Origin of the sequence: Herbihabitans rhizosphaerae (genome assembly GCF_004216555.1) — a bacterium.
In the GTDB taxonomy this organism is placed as follows: domain Bacteria; phylum Actinomycetota; class Actinomycetes; order Mycobacteriales; family Pseudonocardiaceae; genus Herbihabitans; species Herbihabitans rhizosphaerae.
Map to the genome: position 1 here is coordinate 782,358 of NZ_SGWQ01000001.1, position 20,625 is coordinate 802,982.

At 68.4% G+C, this 20,625-nt stretch carries 25 protein-coding genes; 13 read left to right on the plus strand and 12 right to left on the minus strand.

Annotation, left to right across the window (positions count from 1 at the left end; translation table 11 throughout):
* Window positions 1-22: 22 nt before the first annotated feature.
* The 8 genes from EV193_RS03970 to EV193_RS04005 all read right to left on the minus strand — a co-directional run bounded on the left by EV193_RS03970 (window position 23) and on the right by EV193_RS04005 (window position 6,886).
* Window positions 23-595 carry a DUF3558 family protein gene (locus EV193_RS03970; RefSeq protein WP_130342533.1) on the minus strand — a complete coding sequence of 191 codons (573 nt, stop codon included), beginning with the start codon at window positions 593-595 and terminating at the stop codon, window positions 23-25.
* A gap of 23 nt (window positions 596-618) precedes the next feature.
* Entirely contained in the window at window positions 619-1,023 is a 405-nt protein-coding gene (locus tag EV193_RS03975; RefSeq protein WP_130342534.1) for a hypothetical protein, read from the minus strand.
* Window positions 1,024-1,161: 138 nt separating this feature from the next.
* Complete coding sequence (gene pstB / locus EV193_RS03980) at window positions 1,162-1,938, minus strand: phosphate ABC transporter ATP-binding protein PstB (RefSeq protein WP_130342535.1); 777 nt, start codon at window positions 1,936-1,938, stop codon at window positions 1,162-1,164.
* Window positions 1,939-1,945: 7 nt separating this feature from the next.
* Window positions 1,946-2,848 (minus strand): phosphate ABC transporter permease PstA, encoded by a 903-nt coding sequence (pstA, locus tag EV193_RS03985; RefSeq protein ID WP_130342536.1) that lies wholly within the window; start codon window positions 2,846-2,848, stop codon window positions 1,946-1,948.
* On the minus strand, window positions 2,848-3,819 hold the full coding sequence (pstC, locus tag EV193_RS03990; protein WP_165401212.1) for a phosphate ABC transporter permease subunit PstC: 972 nt from the start codon (window positions 3,817-3,819) through the stop codon (window positions 2,848-2,850). The genes pstA and pstC overlap by 1 nt, the downstream gene beginning before the upstream one ends.
* Window positions 3,820-3,928: 109 nt before the next feature.
* Complete coding sequence (gene pstS, locus EV193_RS03995; RefSeq protein WP_130342538.1) at window positions 3,929-5,071, minus strand: phosphate ABC transporter substrate-binding protein PstS; 1,143 nt, start codon at window positions 5,069-5,071, stop codon at window positions 3,929-3,931.
* Between the two features lie 223 nt (window positions 5,072-5,294).
* Window positions 5,295-6,143 (minus strand): mycothiol synthase, encoded by an 849-nt coding sequence (gene mshD, locus EV193_RS04000; protein WP_423202130.1) that lies wholly within the window; start codon window positions 6,141-6,143, stop codon window positions 5,295-5,297.
* Window positions 6,144-6,166: 23 nt separating this feature from the next.
* The gene (locus EV193_RS04005) at window positions 6,167-6,886 is read right to left on the minus strand and encodes a winged helix-turn-helix transcriptional regulator (RefSeq protein ID WP_130342539.1); all 720 of its coding nucleotides are present in this window, start codon (window positions 6,884-6,886) and stop codon (window positions 6,167-6,169) included.
* A 242-nt stretch (window positions 6,887-7,128) separates the two neighbouring features.
* Here EV193_RS04005 and EV193_RS04010 point away from each other — a divergent pair, with 242 nt between their 5' ends.
* The 7 genes from EV193_RS04010 to EV193_RS04040 all read left to right on the plus strand — a co-directional run bounded on the left by EV193_RS04010 (window position 7,129) and on the right by EV193_RS04040 (window position 12,067).
* Window positions 7,129-8,037, plus strand: a complete 909-nt coding sequence (locus tag EV193_RS04010) for an LmeA family phospholipid-binding protein (protein WP_165401213.1) — start codon at window positions 7,129-7,131, stop codon at window positions 8,035-8,037.
* Complete coding sequence (locus EV193_RS04015) at window positions 8,034-8,474, plus strand: TlpA family protein disulfide reductase (RefSeq protein WP_130342541.1); 441 nt, start codon at window positions 8,034-8,036, stop codon at window positions 8,472-8,474. The genes EV193_RS04010 and EV193_RS04015 overlap by 4 nt, the downstream gene beginning before the upstream one ends.
* A gap of 353 nt (window positions 8,475-8,827) precedes the next feature.
* Window positions 8,828-9,271 (plus strand): DUF4395 domain-containing protein, encoded by a 444-nt coding sequence (locus tag EV193_RS04020; protein ID WP_130342542.1) that lies wholly within the window; start codon window positions 8,828-8,830, stop codon window positions 9,269-9,271.
* Entirely contained in the window at window positions 9,268-10,104 is an 837-nt protein-coding gene (locus EV193_RS04025) for a sulfurtransferase (RefSeq protein ID WP_130342543.1), read from the plus strand. The genes EV193_RS04020 and EV193_RS04025 overlap by 4 nt, the downstream gene beginning before the upstream one ends.
* Window positions 10,105-10,142: 38 nt before the next feature.
* Window positions 10,143-10,448 carry a DUF1416 domain-containing protein gene (locus tag EV193_RS04030; protein WP_130342544.1) on the plus strand — a complete coding sequence of 102 codons (306 nt, stop codon included), beginning with the start codon at window positions 10,143-10,145 and terminating at the stop codon, window positions 10,446-10,448.
* Between the two features lie 167 nt (window positions 10,449-10,615).
* Complete coding sequence (locus EV193_RS04035) at window positions 10,616-11,263, plus strand: peptidoglycan-binding domain-containing protein (protein WP_130342545.1); 648 nt, start codon at window positions 10,616-10,618, stop codon at window positions 11,261-11,263.
* A 159-nt stretch (window positions 11,264-11,422) separates the two neighbouring features.
* The gene (locus EV193_RS04040) at window positions 11,423-12,067 is read left to right on the plus strand and encodes a heme-binding beta-barrel domain-containing protein (protein ID WP_130342546.1); all 645 of its coding nucleotides are present in this window, start codon (window positions 11,423-11,425) and stop codon (window positions 12,065-12,067) included.
* Window position 12,068: 1 nt separating this feature from the next.
* On the opposite strand, the gene EV193_RS04045 is transcribed toward EV193_RS04040, so the two are convergent.
* On the minus strand, window positions 12,069-13,277 hold the full coding sequence (locus EV193_RS04045) for a DUF6801 domain-containing protein (RefSeq protein WP_130342547.1): 1,209 nt from the start codon (window positions 13,275-13,277) through the stop codon (window positions 12,069-12,071).
* Window positions 13,278-13,594: 317 nt separating this feature from the next.
* Between EV193_RS04045 and EV193_RS04050 the strand changes: the two genes are divergently transcribed.
* The gene (locus EV193_RS04050; RefSeq protein WP_130342548.1) at window positions 13,595-14,233 is read left to right on the plus strand and encodes a 5-oxoprolinase subunit B family protein; all 639 of its coding nucleotides are present in this window, start codon (window positions 13,595-13,597) and stop codon (window positions 14,231-14,233) included.
* A complete protein-coding gene (locus EV193_RS04055; protein ID WP_207222481.1) occupies window positions 14,230-15,087 on the plus strand; it encodes a 5-oxoprolinase subunit C family protein in 858 nt (285 codons plus the stop codon). The genes EV193_RS04050 and EV193_RS04055 overlap by 4 nt, the downstream gene beginning before the upstream one ends.
* Window positions 15,088-15,214: 127 nt before the next feature.
* Here EV193_RS04055 and EV193_RS04060 read toward each other — a convergent pair whose 3' ends face one another.
* Window positions 15,215-15,976: an isocitrate lyase/PEP mutase family protein gene (locus tag EV193_RS04060; RefSeq protein ID WP_130342549.1), complete on the minus strand. Its 762-nt coding sequence runs from the start codon at window positions 15,974-15,976 to the stop codon at window positions 15,215-15,217.
* A 270-nt stretch (window positions 15,977-16,246) separates the two neighbouring features.
* Window positions 16,247-17,038, minus strand: a complete 792-nt coding sequence (locus tag EV193_RS04065; protein WP_130342550.1) for an SDR family NAD(P)-dependent oxidoreductase — start codon at window positions 17,036-17,038, stop codon at window positions 16,247-16,249.
* Window positions 17,039-17,202: 164 nt separating this feature from the next.
* Between EV193_RS04065 and EV193_RS04070 the strand changes: the two genes are divergently transcribed.
* The gene (locus tag EV193_RS04070; protein WP_242613121.1) at window positions 17,203-18,234 is read left to right on the plus strand and encodes a sigma-70 family RNA polymerase sigma factor; all 1,032 of its coding nucleotides are present in this window, start codon (window positions 17,203-17,205) and stop codon (window positions 18,232-18,234) included.
* 65 nt (window positions 18,235-18,299) lie between these two features.
* Here EV193_RS04070 and EV193_RS04075 read toward each other — a convergent pair whose 3' ends face one another.
* On the minus strand, window positions 18,300-19,154 hold the full coding sequence (locus tag EV193_RS04075) for an aminodeoxychorismate lyase (protein WP_130342551.1): 855 nt from the start codon (window positions 19,152-19,154) through the stop codon (window positions 18,300-18,302).
* A 253-nt stretch (window positions 19,155-19,407) separates the two neighbouring features.
* Between EV193_RS04075 and EV193_RS04080 the strand changes: the two genes are divergently transcribed.
* The 3 genes from EV193_RS04080 to EV193_RS04090 all read left to right on the plus strand — a co-directional run bounded on the left by EV193_RS04080 (window position 19,408) and on the right by EV193_RS04090 (window position 20,624).
* Entirely contained in the window at window positions 19,408-19,794 is a 387-nt protein-coding gene (locus EV193_RS04080) for a Fur family transcriptional regulator (RefSeq protein WP_242613160.1), read from the plus strand.
* A gap of 76 nt (window positions 19,795-19,870) precedes the next feature.
* A complete protein-coding gene (locus EV193_RS04085) occupies window positions 19,871-20,263 on the plus strand; it encodes a helix-turn-helix domain-containing protein (RefSeq protein WP_130342553.1) in 393 nt (130 codons plus the stop codon).
* Window positions 20,202-20,624, plus strand: a complete 423-nt coding sequence (locus EV193_RS04090; RefSeq protein WP_242613122.1) for a DUF5753 domain-containing protein — start codon at window positions 20,202-20,204, stop codon at window positions 20,622-20,624. Before EV193_RS04085 ends, EV193_RS04090 begins: the two co-directional genes overlap by 62 nt.
* Window position 20,625: the final 1 nt, after the last annotated feature.

The window sequence follows — 20,625 nt, forward strand, 5'->3', positions numbered from 1 at the left end:
CTCTACCTACCCCTCCCCCTGGTCACGGCAACTTCGGCTCGACGAGCTGAGCCAACTTCATCGCCTTCGGACACGCACTGCTCGCGTCGGTGGCCACCACCTGAGCGTCCACCCTCGCTGTCGACGTCAGCTCGAGACTCACCGAGCACGTGTTGCCGGTGCCGGCGGTCCACCGGACGGCCTGATGCCGGCCGACCGTGGGCACCGGCGCCTTCTCAGTCGCACCCGTGATGTTCGCGAGCCCCGCGGTGTCGACGATGCCCAACGCCTGGCTGTCCCCCTGCGACCAGCGGCATTGACGCACGATGCCCTGCTTGCTCTCCTTGCCCGCGGCCGAGATCCCGATCTGGGTCAGCTCCGCCGGGCTGAGCAGCGCACACGGGGACTTGCCGGCCAGCGGGCCGCTGGAGCCCTCGGAGTCGGTCGTGGTCGGCGCCGTGCCGCCTCCCGTGGGAAGTGGCGGCGGAGGTGGCATCTCCGTGGCGGTCGTCGATCCACCGCCTGACGCCGACGGCGTCCCAGTGGCGTTCTCCGAGCACGCGACAGCCGCCCCGAGCAGCGCGAACGTCGACGCGGCCAGCAGAATCCGCTTCATAATCGTGTTCGTCTCCGCCCGGCTCACCTGTTGATCCGGTTCATACCGGAGGCTTGCCTGAGATCCGTCGCCTTGTAGTTGTTCATCGCCATGGTGATGGCGTCCTTGTAGGTGTTCAGCTGGGTACGCAGGTGCTTCAGCATCGGGTAGAACCCCTGGCCGGGGTCCGAGGCGACGCTCGCCACGAAGGGCTTGATCACCCGAGCGCCGTTGCTGTCACCGAGCGGCGGCTCCTGCTGCCGGTTGACAGCGTTGCCCTCCTGCTCGTTGATGAAGCCCTGGAGCTTGTCGATGGCCCTGATCAGCGCCTGGCCGCCGGTCGGCTCGACCTCGATGTCCCCCTTGGCCGCAGCCGCGTGCAAGCCCTGAGCGCCGTCAGCAAGCATTTTCGCGTTGCTGAGACTGCCGCCCATGTCCGCTGGAAGCATCACTACCCCTGACTCGTCAGCCCCGAAGTGTGCACATGCACGGTACCAAGCCCGTACCCTGCGTGTCCCCGGTATGACGCCACCGCGACCGCCCCGGTTCCCATAAGCGAACGGCGGGGCGGGCGGCTCAGCACCCGATCAGCCGAAGCGGCCGGAGATGTAGTCCTCGGTGGCCTTCTGGCCGGGGTTGGAGAAGATCCTCTCGGTGTCGTCGACCTCGATCAGCCGGCCGGGCTGGCCCACACCCGCGAGGTTGAAGAACGCCGTCTGGTCGCTCACCCGTGCCGCCTGCTGCATGTTGTGGGTGACGATGACGATCGTGTAATCCTTCTTCAGCTCACCGATCAGGTCCTCGATCGCCAGCGTGGAGATCGGGTCGAGCGCCGAGCACGGCTCGTCCATCAGCAGCACGTCCGGCTGCACGGCAATGGCCCGCGCGATGCACAGACGCTGCTGCTGACCACCCGAAAGCCCGCCACCCGGCTTGGTCAGCCGGTCCTTGACCTCGGTCCACAGGTTCGCTCCGCGCAGCGCGCGCTCGGCGATCTCGTCGAGCTGGCTCTTGCCCTTCACACCGGCCAGCTTGAGCCCGGCCACCACGTTGTCCCTGATCGACATGGTGGGGAACGGGTTCGGCCGCTGGAACACCATGCCGATCGTGCGCCGGACCGACACCGGGTCCACCGACGACGCGTAGATGTCCTCGCCGTCCAGCAGCACCTCGCCGTCGGCCCGCGCACCCGGGATGACCTCGTGCATCCGGTTCAGCGACCGCAGCACGGTCGACTTGCCGCAACCCGACGGGCCGATGAACGCGGTGACGTTCCTCGGCGGCACCGCCAGCGTCACGCCGTCCACGGCGTGGAACTTGCCGTAGAAGAGGTTCAGGTCCTTGATGTCGATCCGCTTTGCCACGGCCGCCTCACTTGGTCTTGATCGCCGACAACTTGGACACCACGGCGGCGATGAGGTTGAAGATCATGATGACGATGACCAGGGTCAGCGCCGCGCCCCACACGCGCTGTTGCCCAGCCTCCTCCGGGTTGCCCAACTGGTTGTAGATCAGCAGCGGCAAGGAGGCCATGTTGCCGTCGAAGAGGTTGTAGTTGATCGAGGCGCTGTAACCGACCAGCACCAGCACCGGCGCGGTCTCGCCCATGATCCGGGCGATGGCCAGCATGACGCCGGTGACGATGCCGGACAGCGCCGTGGGCACCACGACCCGCGTGACCGTCTTCCACTTGGGAACACCCAGCGCGTAGGACGCCTCGCGCAACTCGTCGGGCACCAGTCGCAGCATCTCCTCCGACGACCGGATCACCACCGGCAGCATCAGCAGCACCAGCGACAGCGACACCGCGAAGGCGCTCTGTGTGAGACCCGCCGTGGTGATCCACACCGCGAAGATGAACAGCGCGGCCACGATCGACGGGATGCCGGACAGGATGTCCACCATGAACGTCGTGATCTTCGCGAGCTTGCCTCGGCCGTACTCGACCAGGTAGATCGCCGCCAGCACACCGATCGGGACGGCGATGACCGCGGCCACCAGGGCCTGCACCAGAGTGCCGTAGATCGCGTGGTAGACGCCGCCGCCGAACTCCTCCGGGTACATGCCGTTGAGCGAGTTCTGCCACCAGTCCGGGTTGAGGATCGGCTCGATTCCCTTGGACACCAAGGTGATGATCACCCAGGCCAGCGGAACGATCGCGACCAGGAACGCGAGCGTGACCAGCACGCGCGCCAATCCGCTCTTGAACCTGCGGCCGCCGCTGACCGCCTGGAACGCCGGCCGCATGGCGGGCTCGTCGAGCGAGGTGGTCATCAGGCGGTCTCCTTCGTACCGGCGATGGTCCGTGCGATCGCGTTCACCACGAACGTGAGCACGAACAGCACCAGGCCGGCGGCGATGTAGGCGCCGGTGGGCAGTGGGTGGCTGAACTCGCCCGCCGCGGAGGCGATCTTGGACGCGAACGTGAAGCCGCCGTCGAAGATGGTCCACCCGGTCGGGGCCGCGGAACGCAGAATGATGAGCACGGCGACCGTCTCACCGAGCGCACGGCCGAGGCCGAGCATGGAGCCCGCGATGTAGCCGCTGCGACCGTAGGGCAACACGGTCGTGCGGACCATCTCCCACTTGGTCGCACCCAGCGCCAGCGCGCCCTCGATATGCGCCGGCGGGGTGCGCGAGAACGACTCCCGGCTGACCGCGGTGATGATCGGCAGGATCATGATCGCCAGCACCACGCCGGCGGTGAAGATCGTGCCGCCGCCCGAGATCTGCACCGAGCCGGTCTTGAAGAACGGCAGGAAGTCCAGCGTGGTGTTCAGCCACTCGGCGATCGGAACCAGCGCGGGGGCCAGAACCAGGATCCCCCAGATGCCGTAGATGATCGAGGGCACCGCGGCGAGCAGGTCGATCACGTAGGCGAACGCCCGTGCCACGGAGCGCGGCGCGTAGTGAGTGAGGAACAGCGCGATGCCCAGTGCGATCGGCATCGCGATGAGCAGTGCGAGCACCGACGAGAGCACCGTGACCTTGAGCAGGTCCATGATGCCGAACCGCAGGCCGGCGTCGGTGCTGGCCACGAACTCACTGCTGGTGAGGAAGTCGGCCTGGTTCTCCTGCAACGAGGGCAGGGCGCTGATCAGCAGGAACAGCCCGATCAGGAAGATCAGCGCGACGACGAACAGGCCGGAGCCAACGGCCAAGTTGCGGAAGATCGCGTCACCGCGCTTGGTACTCGTGCGTCCGGTGGGTGGCATCCCGCCGCCGTCGCTATCTGAATCCGGCATGTCGTCCATCTTGGTAGGGCCGCCCGGGGAACCCCCAGTGGGTGGGCTGTTCCCCGGGCGGCCGGTGCTCGACGTCGTCATCGGGCGTGGTCGCGGTCGCGGTGCCGGGTCAGGCGATCGCGCCGATGGCGGTCAACAGCTTGGTCTGGAACGCCTCGGGAACCGGGATGTACCCGTTGTCCTCGAGACCGCGCTGACCGGTGGTGACCGCGGCGGTCAGGAACGCCTTCACGGCCTTGCCCTGAGCCTGGTCGGTGTACTTCGAGCAGACGATCTCGTAGGCGGCGAGCACCAGCGGGTACGCGCCGGGGGTGGGCGTCGCGTAGATCGACTTCAGGTCGAGCTCGAGGTCGTTGCCCTGGCCCTTGACCTTGGCGCCCTCGATCGCCTTGCCGGCGCTGGCGGAATTCAGCTCGACGGCCTCGCCGCCACCGCTGTTCACGATCTTGGCGATCTGCAGCTTGTTCTGCTTGGCGAAGGACCACTCGTTGTAGGTGATCGAGCCCGGCGTCCTGGCGATCGCGGCCGAGGTGTTCTCGTTGCCCTTGGCGCCCTCGCCGATGCCGCCGTTGAAGACCTTGCCCTTGCCCTTGGTCCAGGTCCCCTTGGACGAGGCCTCCAGGTACTGCTGGAAGTTGTCCGTGGTGCCGGACTCGTCACTGCGGAAGATCACGGTGATCTTGTCGCCGGGCAGCGTCTTGCCCTGGTTCAGTGCGGCGATGGCCGGGTCGTTCCAGGTGGTGATCTGACCGCTGAAGATCTTGCCGAGCACCGAACCGTCCAGCACGAGACCGTCGGCGCCCTTGACGTTGTAGGTGATCGCGATCGGGCCGAACACCGCGGGCAGGTTCCACGCCGGGGCGCCGTCGCAGCGCGCCGTGGCCTGCTGGACCTCGCCCTTGTCCTTGCTCAGCGGCGAGTCGGATCCGCCGAAGTCGGTCTGCTTGCCGAGGAACTCCTTGACGCCATTGCCGGAGCCGTTGGAGTTGTAGTCCATCTTCTTGCCGGAGCAGGCGTTCTGGTACGCGACCTGGAATCGGGCGATGGCGTTGGCCTGCGCCGACGAACCGCTGGCCTTGATCGCCTCCTTCACACCCTCACAGTCCGGCTTGACGCCTGCCGCGTTGCTGTTGCCGGTGCCGCTGGGGCTGCTGCCGCCAGAGTTGGTGTTCTGGTCGCTACCGCACGCGGAGAGCGCGAGGGCGCCGGCCGCGATCAGGGCGAGCACGGACGCGTGCCGCTTGATCTTCACGTGTTTCCTCCAGCTGAGGATTGTCCGGTTTTTGGCGGCACAGTCGGGGGCGCGCCGCTCGCTGCGGACGGTAGGCAACGCTGGTGGACGGATTCCCGTGTCGAGGTGAACGCGAGGTAAACAAGCCACCCTTTGTGGCCAGCGCTACGTCGTTGGGATGAGGCCGTGACCCTGCCGTGTCTTAAGGCATCGCACGGCGTGACCGAATCGGTTCGGACGGTCCTCACCGTGCGTACTGGACATCGGTCTTGACGGTCCGGAATCCGAGCCGGGTGTAGACCGCGACGGCCGGCCCGTTGTCCGACTCGACGTACAGGATCACCCGCGGGTGGCCGGCGTCCACGAGGTGGCGCAGCCCGACGACGGTAAGCGCCTTGCCGAGCCCGCCGCCCTGCGCGTCAGGGTGCACGCCGACGACGTACACCTCGCCGGTGCCGTCGGGGTGAACCTTGGTCCAGTGGAAGCCGATCACCCGATCGTGCGCGTCCACCGCGAGGAAGAACCCGTCCGCGTCGAACCACGGCTCGCGCTGGGCCGCGCGCAGGTCGTCCGCGGTGAGCGCGCCCTGCTCGGGGTGCCAGTCGAAGGCGCGCCGGTTCACCTCGATCACCGCGTCCTCGTCGGCCCCCGGCGTGAAGGTGCGCACTCGCACGCCGTCCGGCCACGACGGGGTGACCAGCGCAGGTGTCTCGGGTGCGGCGAAGTCCACCGCCATCTTGAGCAGCTCGCGCACCCGCTGGAGCCCGAACCGCGAGGCCAGCTGTGCCGCGCCGGGATGGTCGCCCTTGGCCCAGAACCGCAGCGGCGCGTCGGTGTGCTCGAGCACCGACTCCACCATCCGGGTGCCGACCCCCCGACGGCGGTGATCGGGGTGAACGAACACGTGCGCGATCTGTCGCCCGAACGCGTCACCTTTCGTGTTCAGGTGCGCGTACCCGAGCACCGCACCGTCATCGGTGACGATCAGATGCTCGCCACCGGTGAACTCGGACAGCTCGGCGTCCGCACCGAGCACCTGTCGCACACCGTCCACCTGAGCCCAGTCGAGGGCCGTCTCCCACCGCAGTCGCACAGGGGAGACGCTACGGGAACCGATCAGGCCTCGACGTGGTCCGGAGCCTCGACCGGCGTGCCCTTGCGCGAGGACTTGGGCGGCGCGACGAACTTGTAGCCGACGTTGCGCACGGTGCCGATGAGCTGCTCGTGCTCGGGGCCGAGCTTGGCGCGCAGCCGCCGCACGTGCACGTCCACCGTCCGGGTGCCGCCGAAGAAGTCGTAGCCCCACACCTCCTGCAGCAGCTGCGCCCGGGTGAACACCCGGCCCGCGTGCTGCGCGAGGTACTTGAGCAGCTCGAACTCCTTGTAGGTCAGATCGAGCGGCCGGCCCTTGAGCCTGGCCATGTAAGTCGCCTCGTCGATCACCAGCTCACCGAGCCGCAGCGCGCCGTCACCACCGGGCACGGCGCCGGTGCGCGAGGTCAGCAGCCGCAGCCGGGCGTCCACCTCGGCCGGGCCGGCGGTCGGCAGCAGGATCTCGTCCACCCGCCAGTCCGCGGTGACGGCGACCAGTCCGCCCTCGTTCACCACCGCGGCGACCGGCCCGCTGTCGCCGCCGCTGGACAGCAGCCGGCACAGGCTCTTCGCGGCGGCGAGATCGAGACGGGCGTCAACCAACACCACGTCACGCGCGCCCGCGTCGAGCAGGGCGGTGACCTCGGGCGGTTGGGTGCGCACGTTGTGCGGCAGGAGCATCAGGGACGGCAGAACTGACCCCGGCTCGGGATCAGCGGTGAGCAGCAGCAGGTCAAGGCTCATCGGAACACCGTCCTCGGTTCGATACGGTCTCCAGGCGCCGTTGCCTGCCGCGTGCCAGCCGGCACGGTTGTCGGGAAGAATAGCCGGGGCACCCCGGTTATGTCCCCTCTCGTGACGCCAGCGTCACACCAATGTCGTATCGGCTGGTGCACTGGAGGCATGAATCCTGGAGGCATGAATCCTGGGGGCATGGACCATGGCGTAGGACCGAGACACGAGCACGACCCAGGAACGGCGGCGGAATGACCACCCGGACGACTGACGGGACAACCACCGGCAAGCCCGACGTGCCGCAGCGGCGCCGACGGCGATCCAGCCCGTGGCGCAAGATCGTCATCGCTCTCGTCGTCCTGCTCACCCTCGGCGTCATCGCGGACTTCGCGGGCGCGGCGATCTTCGAGTACCAGGTGTCCAAGCGCGCCAAGGACCACTTCGGCCTGGTCGACGACCCGTCGGTGACCGTGCACGGCTTCCCGTTCCTCACCCAGGCCGCCTCCGGGAAGTACGAGCGGGTCGAAGTTGTTGCCAAGGGTGTGCCCGTGAAGAACCTGCGTGACCTGGAGGTCGAGGCGGAACTGCGCGATGTCGACGCGCCGCTGTCCGACCTGATGAACGGTCGCGCCAACGTGAAGGCACGCGAGGTCGAGGGCAAGGTCAAGATCAAGGCGGCGGACGTGAACCTCGCGGTCGAGGCGAACAAGAGCACCCTGCCGGCCGACATCACCAACCTGCGGATCGAGCCGGTCAGCGAGCGCACCATCCACGGCATCGCGGCCGGTGAGACCACCGGTGTGGACGCCGAGGAGCACGCCCGCGCCGCGCTGGAGCCGGAGGACACCAGGGCCGGCGCGGAACTGCGCGGCACCATGAAGCTGGCCGACCAGGAGACCGAGATCACCGTCTACGTGATCATCTCCCTGGAGGGCGGCCGGATGACGCTGAACCCACAGCACGCCGAGCTGAAGAACGACTTCGGCAGGATCGTGCCGAAGGACCTGCTCAAGCAGCAGATCCTGCCCAAGTTCGCGATCAGCCTCGACCCGGGCAACCTGCCGTTCAGGGTCACGCCGACCGCGGTCTCCGTCGAACCGGGCGCGCTGTCGGTGATCGGCATCGCGCACGACGTCACCCTGGCCGGGTCGGGCAGATGACCGGTGTCTGGGTGCTCGTCGGCACGGTGGTGATCGCCACCGTGGCCGGTCTGGTGTGGCGCGCGAACCAGGGGCGCGTCCGCACAGTGGAGCCGTCCGGGACACCCGGCAAGACCGACGGCGGCCTGCCCGCCGACGTGCGGGCGGCACTCGACCCGGACGCGCACGTCACGCTCGTGCAGTTGTCCACGACGTTCTGCGCGCCGTGCCGGCACACCCGCGTGCTGCTGTCCGACCTCGCGGGACGCACGGACGGGCTCGCCCACCACGAGATCGACCTGACGCACAAGCCGGAGTTGGCCGGTGCGCTGCGGGTCAGCCGCACGCCGACCACGCTGGCGGTCGCCTCGGACGGTCGCGAACTGCTGCGGATCGGCGGCGTGCCGAAGCGGGACACCCTGCTCGACGCCCTACGCCCCCACCTGTCTCACCCATGAGCGCGCACCACCCACTTACGTGCACCTTCTTCATGTTTTGCGTACTTTAGCGGGCTAAAGTACGCAAAACATGAACGGAGCGATCGCTAGGTTTCGGACACCCGCAGCGGTCGTGCGGCGAGGTCCACAGCGATCCCGACCCTCGATATCTCACGGACTGGACGGAGTGTTCCCAACCCGAGGGATCGCAGTACTCTCGCGAATGTGGACGAACTGCTGACGAAACGCCGCGCGGTGGATCTGTGCCGCGTGCGCAGCAGCCTCTGTCGCCTCACCCGCTGATCGGGCTCCACTCGCCCGATCGGACAAGCCCCAATCGGACAACACAGTCATGTCCAGGGTGAGGAGTCGCCATGTCCACCGATCAACCGGTCGACCCGCGCGGGCCGAGGTTCGCCGCTTGGGTGACCACCGTCGTGCTCGCGGTCGTGCTGGTCACCTCGTGGTGGCCGGTGCTGGCCGCGCAGGCGGTGGTGTTCGCACTCGGCGCGTTCGTCAGCCTGCGGGTATCGCCGTATTCCGTTCTGTACCGCGCGCTCGTCGCCCCGAGGCTTGGGCCGACCGACGAGCGTGAGGACGCCGCCCCGCTGCGGTTCGCCCAGGCCGTCGGGTTCGTGTTCGCGTTGGTCGGCACGCTCGGCTACGCGTTCGGCGCCACCACGCTCGGCACCGTGGCCACCGCGTTCGCGCTCGCCGCCGCGTTCCTGAACGCGGCGTTCGGCTTCTGCCTGGGCTGCGAGACCTATCTGTTGATTCGCCGATTCACGCCAACGAGAGAAATAGGAGCAGCTCGATGAGCCGCGAGAACGTGCTGGTGTCGGCCCAGTGGGCCGAAGAGAACCTTGAGACGCCTGGGGTGGTGCTCGTCGAGGTCGACGAGGACACCAGCGCCTACGACAACGGCCACATCCCCGGCGCGGTGAAGATCGACTGGAAGACCGAACTGCAGGACCCGGTCCGCCGCGACTTCGTGGACCGTGCCGGCTTCGAGAAGCTGTTGTCCGCCAAGGGAATCGGCAACGACGACACGGTGGTCCTGTACGGCGGCAACAACAACTGGTTCGCCGCGTACGCCTACTGGTACTTCAAGCTGTACGGCCACGACAAGGTCCAGCTGCTCGACGGCGGCCGCAAGAAGTGGGAGCTGGACGGCCGCCCGCTGTCCGCCGACGCGGTCAGCCGCGAGGAGACCACCTACACCGCGCGGGAGCAGGACACGGCGATCCGCGCGTTCCGCGACGAGGTCGTGCAGGCGATCGACGCCAAGAACCTGGTCGACGTGCGCTCGCCGGACGAGTTCTCCGGCAAGCTGCTCGCCCCCGCGCACCTGCCGCAGGAGCAGGCGCAGCGTGCCGGCCACATCCCGACCGCGATCAACGTGCCGTGGAGCAAGGCGGCCAACGAGGACGGCACGTTCCGCTCCGACGAGGAGCTGCGCGAGCTGTACAAGGAGGCCGGTATCGACGAGTCGAAGGCCACCATCGCGTACTGCCGCATCGGCGAGCGCTCCTCGCACACCTGGTTCGCGCTGCACGAGCTGCTCGGCCACTCCGACGTGAAGAACTACGACGGCTCCTGGACCGAGTACGGCTCGCTGGTCGGCGTCCCGGTCGAGGTCGGCGCGCACTGAGCTTGTCCCCCGAATTCGTTGACACATAAGGAGAAACCATGAGCGGATGCGGTGCACCGGAGCAGACGGCGACGCTGCCGGCGAACATCGACGCCGGCAAGGAGACCGTGCTGCACGGCAAGGTGCTGGCCGGCGAGACCCCGGTCGGCGGCGCGTACGTGCGGCTGCTGGACTCCAGCGGGGAGTTCACCGCCGAGGTCGTGACCTCGGCCGACGGTGACTTCCGGTTCTTCGCCGCGCCGGGCGACTGGACGGTGCGCGCGCTGCACCGTTCCGGCAACGGCGAGACCACGGTGAGCGCGGACGGCCCTGGGCTGCACCAGGTCGCGGTGACCGTCGGCTGACAACAAGCATCGGGTGAAGGGCCCGGGGTGACGCGAACCGCGTCGCCCCGGGTTTCTTTCATTCGTTCGTGTTCTCCCGACGATCGTCGGCCAACCCATCGCGTGCCCGTTACGTCAACCGAGTGAACGGGTCAACAGGACCCGCGTGTGAAAGTCGGGGAATACCAATGGGGACAACGAAAACAGGGCTGACCGCCGCCGCGGTGGTCGCACTCGCCGTGACACTGACCGGAGCCGGTGCGGGGACGGCGGCCGCCACACCGTCCGCCGCGACGACCGCGAGCACCGCGTCCTGCGGTGCCGAGCCGGAGCGCTCGGACGCGTACGCCGCCACCCTGCCGATCGTCCACTTCGGACAGTCGGGGACGTTCGTGCTCGGGCTGCAGAAGGCGCTCGAGTGGGAGGGCTACAAGCTGGCCGGCACCGGGAACTTCGGGCCGGCGACACTGCACGCTGTGCGCGACTACCAGCGCAAACACCGTGTGCCGGACACCGGCGTCGCCGATCCGGCGACCTGGCGCGAGCTGGTCGGCAGCAAGCCGCCGTCGCTGACCGGCCAGGGCGTCCAGTTCCCGATCCCGGCGCCCCTGCTGCCGGGGGCGCCCGAGGTGGGCGAGCTGTTCAACATGCTGCAGCGCATCCCGCCCTACATGTACAACCTGCCGACCGAGGAGCAGGGCTACGGCCCTCGGTGGCAGGCGATGGTGCGGAACTTCCAGCGACACAACGGGATTCCGGCCGACGCCGTGGTCGGTGAGAACACCTGGCGGGCACTGATCACCGTGATCTCGATGTCCGGCGGCTGGGGCTGCTGAGACGCGTCTCACGGGTGGGGCGGGCGTTACGGCGGCCGCCCCACCTGGGCGTTATCCTCGTCGGGTGGAACTCTTCTTCACGCTGCTGATGATCTTGGTCGGCCTGCTGACCGTGTGGTTCGCCGGCTACGTCGTGTACCGCCTCTACGCCGACCGCTGATGTCGAACGAACCCCAGCAGGAGGTCCAGCGCACCAGCGGCGACGAGGCGATCGCCGCGGCGGCCGAGCGTGCCGAGCGGACCCGCGAGCGCAACCTGCCGCAGTTCGACGACCTGCCGATCCCGGTGGACACGGCGAATCTGCGCGAGGGTGCCGACCTGAACGACGCGTGCCTGGCGCTGCTCCCCCTCGTGGGTGTCTGGCGCGGTGAGGGTGAGGCCGCGTACCCCACGATCGACGGGCCGTACCGGTTCGGGCAGCAGATCACCTTCGCCCACGACGGCCGCCCGTTCCTGTACTACGAGTCGCGGTCCTGGCTGCTCGACTCCGACGGCAAGGTGATCCGCCCGGCCGCACGCGAGACCGGCTGGTGGCGCCCGAAGCCCGACGACACGATCGAGCTGCTGATCGCGCACAACACCGGCATCGTGGAGATCCTCTACGGCAAGCCGCGTGGGCAGACCTCCTGGGAGCTGTCCAGCGACGCGGTGGTCCGCACGTCCACCGCCAAGGAGGTCAACGCCTCCAAGCGGCTCTACGGCCTGGTGAACAACGGCGATCTGGCCTACGTCGAGGAACTCGCGATGGTAGGCGAACAGATGCAGCCGCACCTGTCCGCCTACCTCACTCGCGTGGTCGGCTGACCTACCGCACGGCGCGACCGGCCGGGATGACCGGAGGAGCCGCCGGCGTGACGTTGAACGTCTGCAGGACGTTGGGCTGTCCTGCGTCCAGCGTGCAGTCCGCGGTGAACGTGCCGAGCCCGGTCGGCGTGCCGTCCGCCTTGAGCGGAGTCAGGGTCATCACCAGGTCGTGCACCGACACCGTGGCGGTGCCCTCCTTGTCGAACACCACTGACGGTGCGCTGCCCTGAGCGTTGACGATCAGCGGCTGGCCCACCGGCGGCACCGGTTGAAGCGGAATGGCGGTCGGCGTCTTCACCGCGAGGTGGCCCTGCGGCGAGGAGACCAGTGCCAGCGCCTGAGCCGTGCCCTCCAGTTGGGTGGCTCCGACGAGGTTCAGGCCCTGAGTGGCCTTGGTGCCCGAATCGGCCACGGCGGTGATGTCGATTCGCGGTGTGAACTCACCGACCTTGATGTCATTCGGCAGGGTGGCGCTGATGTCCACGCTCAACGGCTGGACGCCGATCAGCGGGAACGGGCAGGTGTAGGTCTGCTTCAGCGGCGGGTGGTTGCCGACGCCCTCGGGCTTTTCCGGGGTGACCGGGGCACCGGTCACGGTGTAGCTGTGCAGGGTCGGGTTCTGGTCGGGCGCGGGCGTGCAGGCCGAGATGAAGGTGCCGAGCTCGGTCGGCGTACCGTCCGCCCTCAGCGGGGTCATCTCGAGCTCGAGGCCGGTCAACGCCAGTGTGGCGGTGCCCGGCTCGTCGAATCGCAACGCGGGCGCCGAGCCGGTCGCGTTGACGATCAGGTCGTTGCCCTCCGGGGGGATCGGCTGGTCGGGGATGGTGGTGTCGACCCTGACCGTCTGCTTGCCCTGCGCGCCGGGCAAGGTGGCGGTCGAGGTGGCCCTGGCGGTGCCCTTGAGCGTCTCGCCGCCGACGATCCGCAGGCCCTCGGTCGCCTTCTTACCCGCGTTGGAGACGGCTTCGATCTTGATCTCCGGGGTGAACGTCCCGGCGGGGATTTCCGCCGGCTGGTCCGTCTTGATGGTGACCGAGACCGGCAGGTCACCGATCATCGGGAACGAGCAGGTGTAGTTCAGGGTCACCTCGCCGGCCGGCTCGGCCGAGCCGACACCCGACCCGGCCAGCAATCCGGTAGTCACCAAGATCGCGGTCGTTCCCGCGGCCAACAATGCGGCCGCGCGCCGCGATCCTCGTCTGTGCTCCACAGCTCCTCCTGGCGTACTTCAATTGACTTCGGAAATGCCGATACGAACTCGCCGCTACCTTTCAGGGGAAAACGGGTGATACGTAACGCTTGTTACGTGTGTGAAGTTAACGACAACCCTGGGTCACCACAAGATTTCTCCTGGTCAGCACCGAGAACTTGTCACGCCGTACACCAAATATCGGTCGTGCTTGTTCGCCGAAACGCGCTGTGTTGCAGTGAGCAGACGATCGAAATTGTCATTTCGTGACGAATTCGAGTGAACCGGATGCTCACCCCTTCGCCGCCGCCCGTTCCGGTGCGGATTAGGCTCGTCGGGTGCGGTTGCTGCGGTGCGGGCACGACGCGGTGCTGGTCGAGGTCGACTCGCTGGTCGAGGTCGACGCCGTCCGCGCCTCACTACTCGCCGCGTCCGGGCGGGACGAACTCGGTGATCTGGTCGAGTTGGTGCCCGCCGCGCGGACAGTGCTCGCGGCGTTCCGGCCCGGCACCGGTGAGCACGGACGGCAGGCGGTGCGCGAGATCTTGGACGCGGCCGATCTCGCGCACCCGGTTCGCACCAGCCCGAGGGAGATCACCCTTCCCGTGGTGTACGACGGGCCGGATCTGGCGTTGGTCGCCGACACCGCCGGACTGTCCACAAAGGACACCGTGGCCGCGCACACCGGCGCGGTTTACACGGTGGCGTTCTCCGGATTCGCGCCCGGATTCGGCTATCTGACCGGGCTGCCCGAGCCGCTGCGGCAGCCGAGGCTGGACTCGCCGCGCACCTCGGTGCCGGCCGGCGCGGTGGGCGTGGCCGGCGAGTTCACCGGCGTCTACCCGCGCCCCTCCCCCGGCGGCTGGCGGCTGATCGGGCGGCTGGCCGACGACGCCGAGCCGCTGTTCGACCCGAGCCGCGAACCGGCCGCGCTGCTCGCACCCGGTGACGCCGTGCGATTCGAGGCGGCCGGGTGAGCAGGGCGATCACCGTGCTCGACCCCGGCCCGCTGGCGCTCGTGCAGGACCTCGGCCGCGCGGGCAACGGGCACATCGGCGTGCCGCCTTCCGGTGCGCTGGACACGCCGTCGCTGCGGCTGGCCAACCGGCTGGTCGGCAACCCGGAGCCGGCGGCGGGCATCGAGACGGTGCTCGGCGGGCTGCGGCTGCGCGCCGAGTGCTCGTGCACGGTCGCGATCACCGGGCCGTCGACGTCCGTCCACATCAGACGGTCCACTGTGGACTCCCACGCGCCGGTGCACCTGCGCGCCGGCGACGAGTTGACCGTCGGCCGGCCGAACACCGGATTGCGTTGCTACATCGGGGTTTCCGGCGGTATCGCGGTGCCGGCGCAGCTCGGTTCGCGGGCCACGGACATGCTCTCCGGGATCGGCCCCGCTCCGCTGCGCGCCGGTGATCGGCTGCCACTCGGATCACCCGGCACGCCCGAGGGCTTCGACGGTGTGCCCCCGGTGTCCGCGCCGGACGAGCTGGTCGTTCCGGTGGTGCTCGGCCCGCGCGAGGACTGGTTCGACGATCCGGCCGGCCAGCTCGCCGCCGGATCGTGGACCGTGTCGGCGGAGAGCAACCGCGTCGGCATCCGGCTCGACGGGCCGGCCCTGCGGCGCGCGGAGCGGCACCGCGACATCGAGCTGCCCAGCGAGGCGGTGATCACCGGCGCGGTACAGGTGCCGGCGAACGGTCGGCCGGTGATCTTCCTGGCCGATCACCCGACCACCGGCGGCTACCCCGTGATCGGTGTGGCGACAGCACTTCCGGCCCTCGCCCAGGCGCGCCCAGGCGTCACCGTGCGACTGCGCCCGACCAGGTGACACCCATCCGAGCCGTCACGCCCGCGAACGCTGATCTCCCGTCACTTTCACCCACGCCTTCGACACGGGCACGGTAGACACCGCGCTGCGCGGGGATCGGTGGTCGGTGGTCGGTGCGCGCGGGCTGTCATGGCAGGAGCTCCCTGATCGCCGTGGTGAAGTTGGCGATGGCGGTGCGGTAGAAGCGGGGTCCGTACGAGACGCGCACTACGCCCAGCCGGCGGAGCGCGGCCAGATCGAGTTGGTCGTTGGGATTGGCATTGATCGGGCCGGGCAGTTCGTCGACGAGTGCTGCGATGTCGTCTTTCTGGCTGACGCCGATGGGGTAGACGCAGTCGGCGCCGGCTTCGAAATAGAGCCGACCGCGGCGTACCGCTTCCGGCACCCGATCAGCCTCCGGAACCCCGTTGCCGGGGAGGAAAGTATCGACCCGGGCGTTGATCACGATCGGGACTCCGGCGGCGTCGGCGGCGGACCGGACACCGGCCAACCACTCGGCATGTGCTCCCGAGTCGGCGAGCCGGGAGGACTTGTGGTCGGTGTCTTCGAGGTTGCAGCCGACCGCGCCGATGTCGAGCAGTCGCTGGACCATTTCGCTTGGCTGCATGCCGTATCCAGCCTCGGCATCGACCGTGGTCGGAACGGATACCGCCCGGGCCACTCGGCCTGCTGCGGCGAACATCTCCTGCCATGGTGCGCCCTCGCCGTCGCGATATCCGAGCATCGCCGCGATGGCGTTGCTGGCGGTGGCGGCGGCCGGAAATCCGGCTTCGGCCACGACGGTCGCGCTGGCGGCATCCCAGACATTGGGCAGGACGAGCATGTCCATGTTGTGCAGTTCGCGAAGCCGGTTGGCGCGCGCCTTGAGATCTGTCACCGCGGACGTCATTGGTGTCCCCTTCTCTTTTGGTTGCGTGCATCGGATGTCAGCGGTTCGGCCACGCCGCACCGACACCGGACTCAGCGACGACGAGAACCGGGACGATTCAGCACGGGTTGATCCGGTGGTCAGGACATCGGATAGCGGTTGAGGTTCGTCCCGTCAGTTCGGAACGATCAGCGCCGGCAGAGCCGCCACGCCTACGACTTGCCCGATGGTCGGATGCCGCATTGCGAGAGGCGGTCGGCTCTACCGGCCCGAACGCGGGGTACGACTTCGTCAGTCCGTGATCGTGCCGAGGCTGAGGTTGACGATCGTGCCGGTCATCGCGCTGGCGTGATCGGAGGCGGCGAAGGCAGCGACGTTGGCCATCTCCTGGAGTGTGGTCAGGCGGTGTGGATGGGTGCGTTCGGCCATCAGGTTGGCGAACTGCTCGATGCTGAGGCCGTAGGCCTTGCCGTGTACGCCGAAGACATCGTCCATCGTCGCGGAGTCGGGCATGCCTTGCGGTCGGATGCCCAGCGCGCGCACGCCGTGTGGCGCGAGTTCAGCGGACAAGTCCCTGATCAGAGCCTCCTCGGCCGCCATCGCCACCGCGACGCCTCCCATCAGCGGAATGGCGACGCGCGACGGGATCGAGGTCACGGTCATGATCACGCCCGAACCCTGTTTGGTCATGCGGCGGCCAGCCAGACGTGCGGTGATGAAGTTGCCTTGAACGTGCGTCGAGATCGGCGCCATGAACCTTTCGACGTCCAGATCCACCAGCGCGGTGCCCTGCAACGTCGTGTTCCGTAGGCCGATGGCGTTGAAGGAGATGTCCACGTGACCGGCCTTGTCGATCACCGTGTCAAGGTGTTCCGCCACGCCCTTCTCGTCGAGAGCGTCGACCTGTGCGGCCTCCGCGGTACCGCCCGCGGCCTCGACCTCCTTGACCACGGCCTCGACGTTGTCGATGTGCCGCCCTGTCAGGTAGAGCTTCGCCCCCTCGCGTGCGAACGTCCGAGCGACCGCGCCGCCCACCGCGCCGCCGGCTCCATAGATCACGGCCGTCTTGTCCTGCAGCAACATCCCTGGTCCTCTCTATACCTGCGTCCGTCGTCCCTGTTGGACTCGGACATTCGGGTAGGCACCGCGGCGCTGGGATATTGGGCGCTTGTCGACCGCCCAGTTCCGGGCATGGCCGGTGTCTGACACGTGAGAGGACGAGCCATGGGACCAACAAGGGCGGGCACGTGACCGAGACCGATCAAGCGATGCGGCAGCCGCTGACCCGTGCGCGGGCGGGCGACGGTGACGCGTTCGCCGAGCTGACCGAGCCGTACCGCGGGGAACTGCGACTGCACTGCTACCGGATGCTCGGCTCCATCCATGACGCCGAGGACGCCCTCCAGGACACACTGCTGTCCGCCTGGCAAGGCCTCGGCGGGTTCGAGGGGCGATCCTCGATACGCACCTGGCTGTATCGGGTGGCCACCAACAGGTGTTTGAACATGCTGCGCTCGACGAGCCGACGCCCGGCCAAGGAGTGGGACATGTCCGGAGCTGACCTGCCCGAGCCGACCCGGCTCGGTGAGGTTACGTGGCTCGAACCGTACCCCGACGCCCTCCTCGAAGGGCTGGCCGCAACCCCGGAAGCGCGATACGAGCAGACCGAGGCCGTCTCTCTGGCGTTCATCACCGCATTGCAACTCCTGCCCGCGCGGCAGCGCGCAGTCCTGGTCCTGCGTGAGGTACTGGGGTTCCACGCCACCGAGGTGGCCGACATGCTCGAGGTGACCGTCGATTCGGTGACCAGCGCACTCAAGAGGGCGCGGGCCACACTGAAGCGCCACCGGCCGCGGGTCGACGACGGGGCACCAACTCTCGACTCGGCGACCGAGCGGGCACGGGTCGACCAGTTCGTCCGCGCGTACACCTCCGGCGACGTCGACGCCCTGGTCGCCCTCCTCACCGAGGACGTACGGCTGTCGATGCCGCCACTCCCGCTCGAGTACGAGGGCACCGATGCCGTCGGCCGCTTCTTTCGCGCGGTTGTCGACAACCGCCCCGGCGACTTCGTCGCGACCCGAGCCAACGGACAGCCAGCGGTCGGGATCTACCGATGCCGGCCCTCCGGAGGCCCGCCGCACGGGACCAGTCTGTTCGTCCTCACCCTCACCGGCGACCGGATCAGCGGCATCACCCGCTTCGACACCAGTGCCTTCGCCTGGTTCGGATTCCCACGATCACTGCCCGAACGAACCGACAGCCAGACATCAACATGACCAGCGAGTCGTGGCACGCGCGCTGATCTTCGGGACGACCGGGCCGATCCCCACGGGTGTCGTCGTCAGGCGGGGGTGTACTCGGACTCGTAGAGGGCGGTCAGCTCGGTGTGCAGCTCGGAGGCGTCGGTGAGCTTCTGACCGTCGAGCGTGTGCACCCTGGTGACCGTGCGGACGCTGGACACCAGGAACATGCCGTCCGCGTCGCGCAGGTCCTCCACCCGCAGCGGCTCGATCAGGGTCTGCCAGCCGGCGCGCTCGGCGGCGCGGAAGATCGCCGCCTGGGTGGTGCCGGGCAGGATCCCGATGTCCGGCGGCGTGGTGCGCATCGTGCGGCCGTTCACCAGGATCACCGTGGCCGTCGGGCCTTCGAGCACCTCGCCGTCACCGGTGACGAACACCGCCTCGTCGGCGCCCCGGCGCTCCGCCTCGCGCAGTGCGGCCATGTTCACCGCGTAGGACAGCGACTTCGCGCCGAGCAGCAGCCACGGCGCGCGCTTGGCCAGACCGGTGTCGATGCCGCGGTCCAGGGTCACCGCGGCCACGCCCAGCTCACGGGCGCGCAGCGTCTTCTCCGCGATCGACATGCCGAGCGCGAAACCGGTCGGCGCGCCTCCTGTCGAACCGTCGACACCGCGCGTGTGGATCACTTTCAGCGCGATGTCGGAGTCGTCCGGCCAGTTGTCGATCACAACCTTGCAGGCCCGCTCGAACCCGGCGCGATCCGGCACCGGCAACTCCATCATGGCCGCTGACCTGGCAAGACGATCGAGGTGCGGGCCGAGCTCGCGGGCGTGCCGGCCGCGCACCAGGATCGTCTCGAAGATCCCGTCGCCCCGCATCAGCCCGAGGTCGTCCACCCTGATGTGGGGCGCCTCCGGATCGGCCAGTGTCCCGTCCAACATCGCCAGCACGCGCATGGTTCCACCCTAGGCGTGTGTGGTGGATCTCGGTCGATGGGCTTCGTGATCGAGGCGGTTCCTGACAAGGCGGAGGACGGCCCTCGTATTGGACATACTCGGGTCGTTCGACAACGCAGTCAGGGGCCGCCTCGGCGCGAAGACCGCGACCATGGATCCGCCACACGCGCCTGGGCATACCCTGTGCGGTGTGAGAACCGCACGCGAGCCGAACGGGCGCGCGGCGCTGCGCGAGGAGCTGCACGGGCGCGGGATGCGGATGACGCCCCAGCGGCAGCTCGTGCTGGACGCCGTCGTGGAGCTGGAGCACGCCACGCCGGAGCAGATCTGCCAGCACGTTCAGCGCGTCACCCCGACGGTCAACATCACCACGATCTACCGCACGCTGGAGCTGCTGGAGCGGCTCGGCGTGGTCCGGCACACCCATCTCGGCCACGGCGCGCCGACCTACTCGGCGCACGAGCACGAGCACGTGCACCTGGCGTGTCACTCGTGCGGCAAAGTGGACGAGGTGCCGCGCGACGTGATGGACGACCTCACGGAGACCCTGTTGCGCCGCAACGGGTTCACGCTCGACGCGAGCCACCTCGCGCTGTCCGGCACCTGCCGTGACTGCGCCACGAAGGGTGCACGTCCGTAGGGAAACTCCGTGCCATACGGGCGAATCGCGATCGTGTCGGGCGCGTGAAAGCGGTCGCCGGTTCTACCGTTGTCCCATGGGCGACAAGGAACCGACCATCCGGTCTCGCGAACTGGGGTTGGCGTTGCGGCGCGCGGTCGAGGCGGCGGGGTTCGACAGCCGGCAACTCGCGCGCAAGATGGGCTTCTCGCCGTCGAAGGTGTCCAACATCTTCCGGGCCACGCGCGGCGTGGACGAGAACGACATCGCGGGGATCCTCGCCTTGTGCGGAATCCGTGGTCCCGCACGGGACAGTCTCCTCCAGCTCGCCCGTGAGTCGCACGAGCCCGGCTGGTGGCTGGAGTACGAGCACCTGCCTCAGCAGGTCGTCCCAGCGGACGAGATCGACGACCCGCGTCGCCATCAGAATGCGACGCCAGCGGATCATCGACCGGTATCGCGCACCGAAGTTGAACTTCCTCCTCGATGAACACATGCTGTGGCGGACCGGGCCGGGTGCCGAGGTGATGCGCGATCAACTGCATCACCTGTTGCGCATGTCGGTGCGCCCGAACGTCTCGATCCGTGTGATCCCGGACGCCGTCGGGTTCCACCGAGGCGAGCAGCCGTACCACTTCATGGACGTGATCGACTTCCATCCGGTCGTGCACGTGGAGGACCTGCACTGGCAGGCGTTCCTGGAGCGCGGCTCCACCATGGACTCGTATCGGCGTACGACGGCCGCTCTCGATCGTGTGGCATTGTCCGAGGGGCAAACGAGAGCAGTGCTCTCGGATGTGGCACGTGATCTCGCCGCGAAAAGGGAAGACTCGGCCGGTCCGCCGCGTTGAC

What these genes read in the sequence shown, in the direction of transcription:
- EV193_RS04065 (WP_130342550.1), bottom strand. Translation starts at nt 17,038, where the DNA reads ATGTTGCTGCAGGACAAGACGGCCGTGATCTATGGAGCCGGCGGCGCG.
- pstA (WP_130342536.1), bottom strand. Translation starts at nt 2,848, where the DNA reads ATGACCACCTCGCTCGACGAGCCCGCCATGCGGCCGGCGTTCCAGGCG.
- EV193_RS04080 (WP_242613160.1), top strand. Translation starts at nt 19,408, where the DNA reads ATGCGGATGACGCCCCAGCGGCAGCTCGTGCTGGACGCCGTCGTGGAG.
- EV193_RS04075 (WP_130342551.1), bottom strand. Translation starts at nt 19,154, where the DNA reads ATGCGCGTGCTGGCGATGTTGGACGGGACACTGGCCGATCCGGAGGCG.
- pstC (WP_165401212.1), bottom strand. Translation starts at nt 3,819, where the DNA reads ATGCCGGATTCAGATAGCGACGGCGGCGGGATGCCACCCACCGGACGC.
- EV193_RS03975 (WP_130342534.1), bottom strand. Translation starts at nt 1,023, where the DNA reads ATGCTTCCAGCGGACATGGGCGGCAGTCTCAGCAACGCGAAAATGCTT.
- EV193_RS04020 (WP_130342542.1), top strand. Translation starts at nt 8,828, where the DNA reads ATGTCCACCGATCAACCGGTCGACCCGCGCGGGCCGAGGTTCGCCGCT.
- EV193_RS04085 (WP_130342553.1), top strand. Translation starts at nt 19,871, where the DNA reads ATGGGCGACAAGGAACCGACCATCCGGTCTCGCGAACTGGGGTTGGCG.
- EV193_RS04015 (WP_130342541.1), top strand. Translation starts at nt 8,034, where the DNA reads ATGACCGGTGTCTGGGTGCTCGTCGGCACGGTGGTGATCGCCACCGTG.
- EV193_RS04060 (WP_130342549.1), bottom strand. Translation starts at nt 15,976, where the DNA reads ATGACGTCCGCGGTGACAGATCTCAAGGCGCGCGCCAACCGGCTTCGC.
- EV193_RS04005 (WP_130342539.1), bottom strand. Translation starts at nt 6,886, where the DNA reads ATGAGCCTTGACCTGCTGCTGCTCACCGCTGATCCCGAGCCGGGGTCA.
- EV193_RS04010 (WP_165401213.1), top strand. Translation starts at nt 7,129, where the DNA reads ATGACCACCCGGACGACTGACGGGACAACCACCGGCAAGCCCGACGTG.
- EV193_RS04040 (WP_130342546.1), top strand. Translation starts at nt 11,423, where the DNA reads ATGTCGAACGAACCCCAGCAGGAGGTCCAGCGCACCAGCGGCGACGAG.
- EV193_RS04025 (WP_130342543.1), top strand. Translation starts at nt 9,268, where the DNA reads ATGAGCCGCGAGAACGTGCTGGTGTCGGCCCAGTGGGCCGAAGAGAAC.
- EV193_RS04030 (WP_130342544.1), top strand. Translation starts at nt 10,143, where the DNA reads ATGAGCGGATGCGGTGCACCGGAGCAGACGGCGACGCTGCCGGCGAAC.
- EV193_RS04090 (WP_242613122.1), top strand. Translation starts at nt 20,202, where the DNA reads ATGCGACGCCAGCGGATCATCGACCGGTATCGCGCACCGAAGTTGAAC.
- EV193_RS04035 (WP_130342545.1), top strand. Translation starts at nt 10,616, where the DNA reads ATGGGGACAACGAAAACAGGGCTGACCGCCGCCGCGGTGGTCGCACTC.
- EV193_RS03970 (WP_130342533.1), bottom strand. Translation starts at nt 595, where the DNA reads ATGAAGCGGATTCTGCTGGCCGCGTCGACGTTCGCGCTGCTCGGGGCG.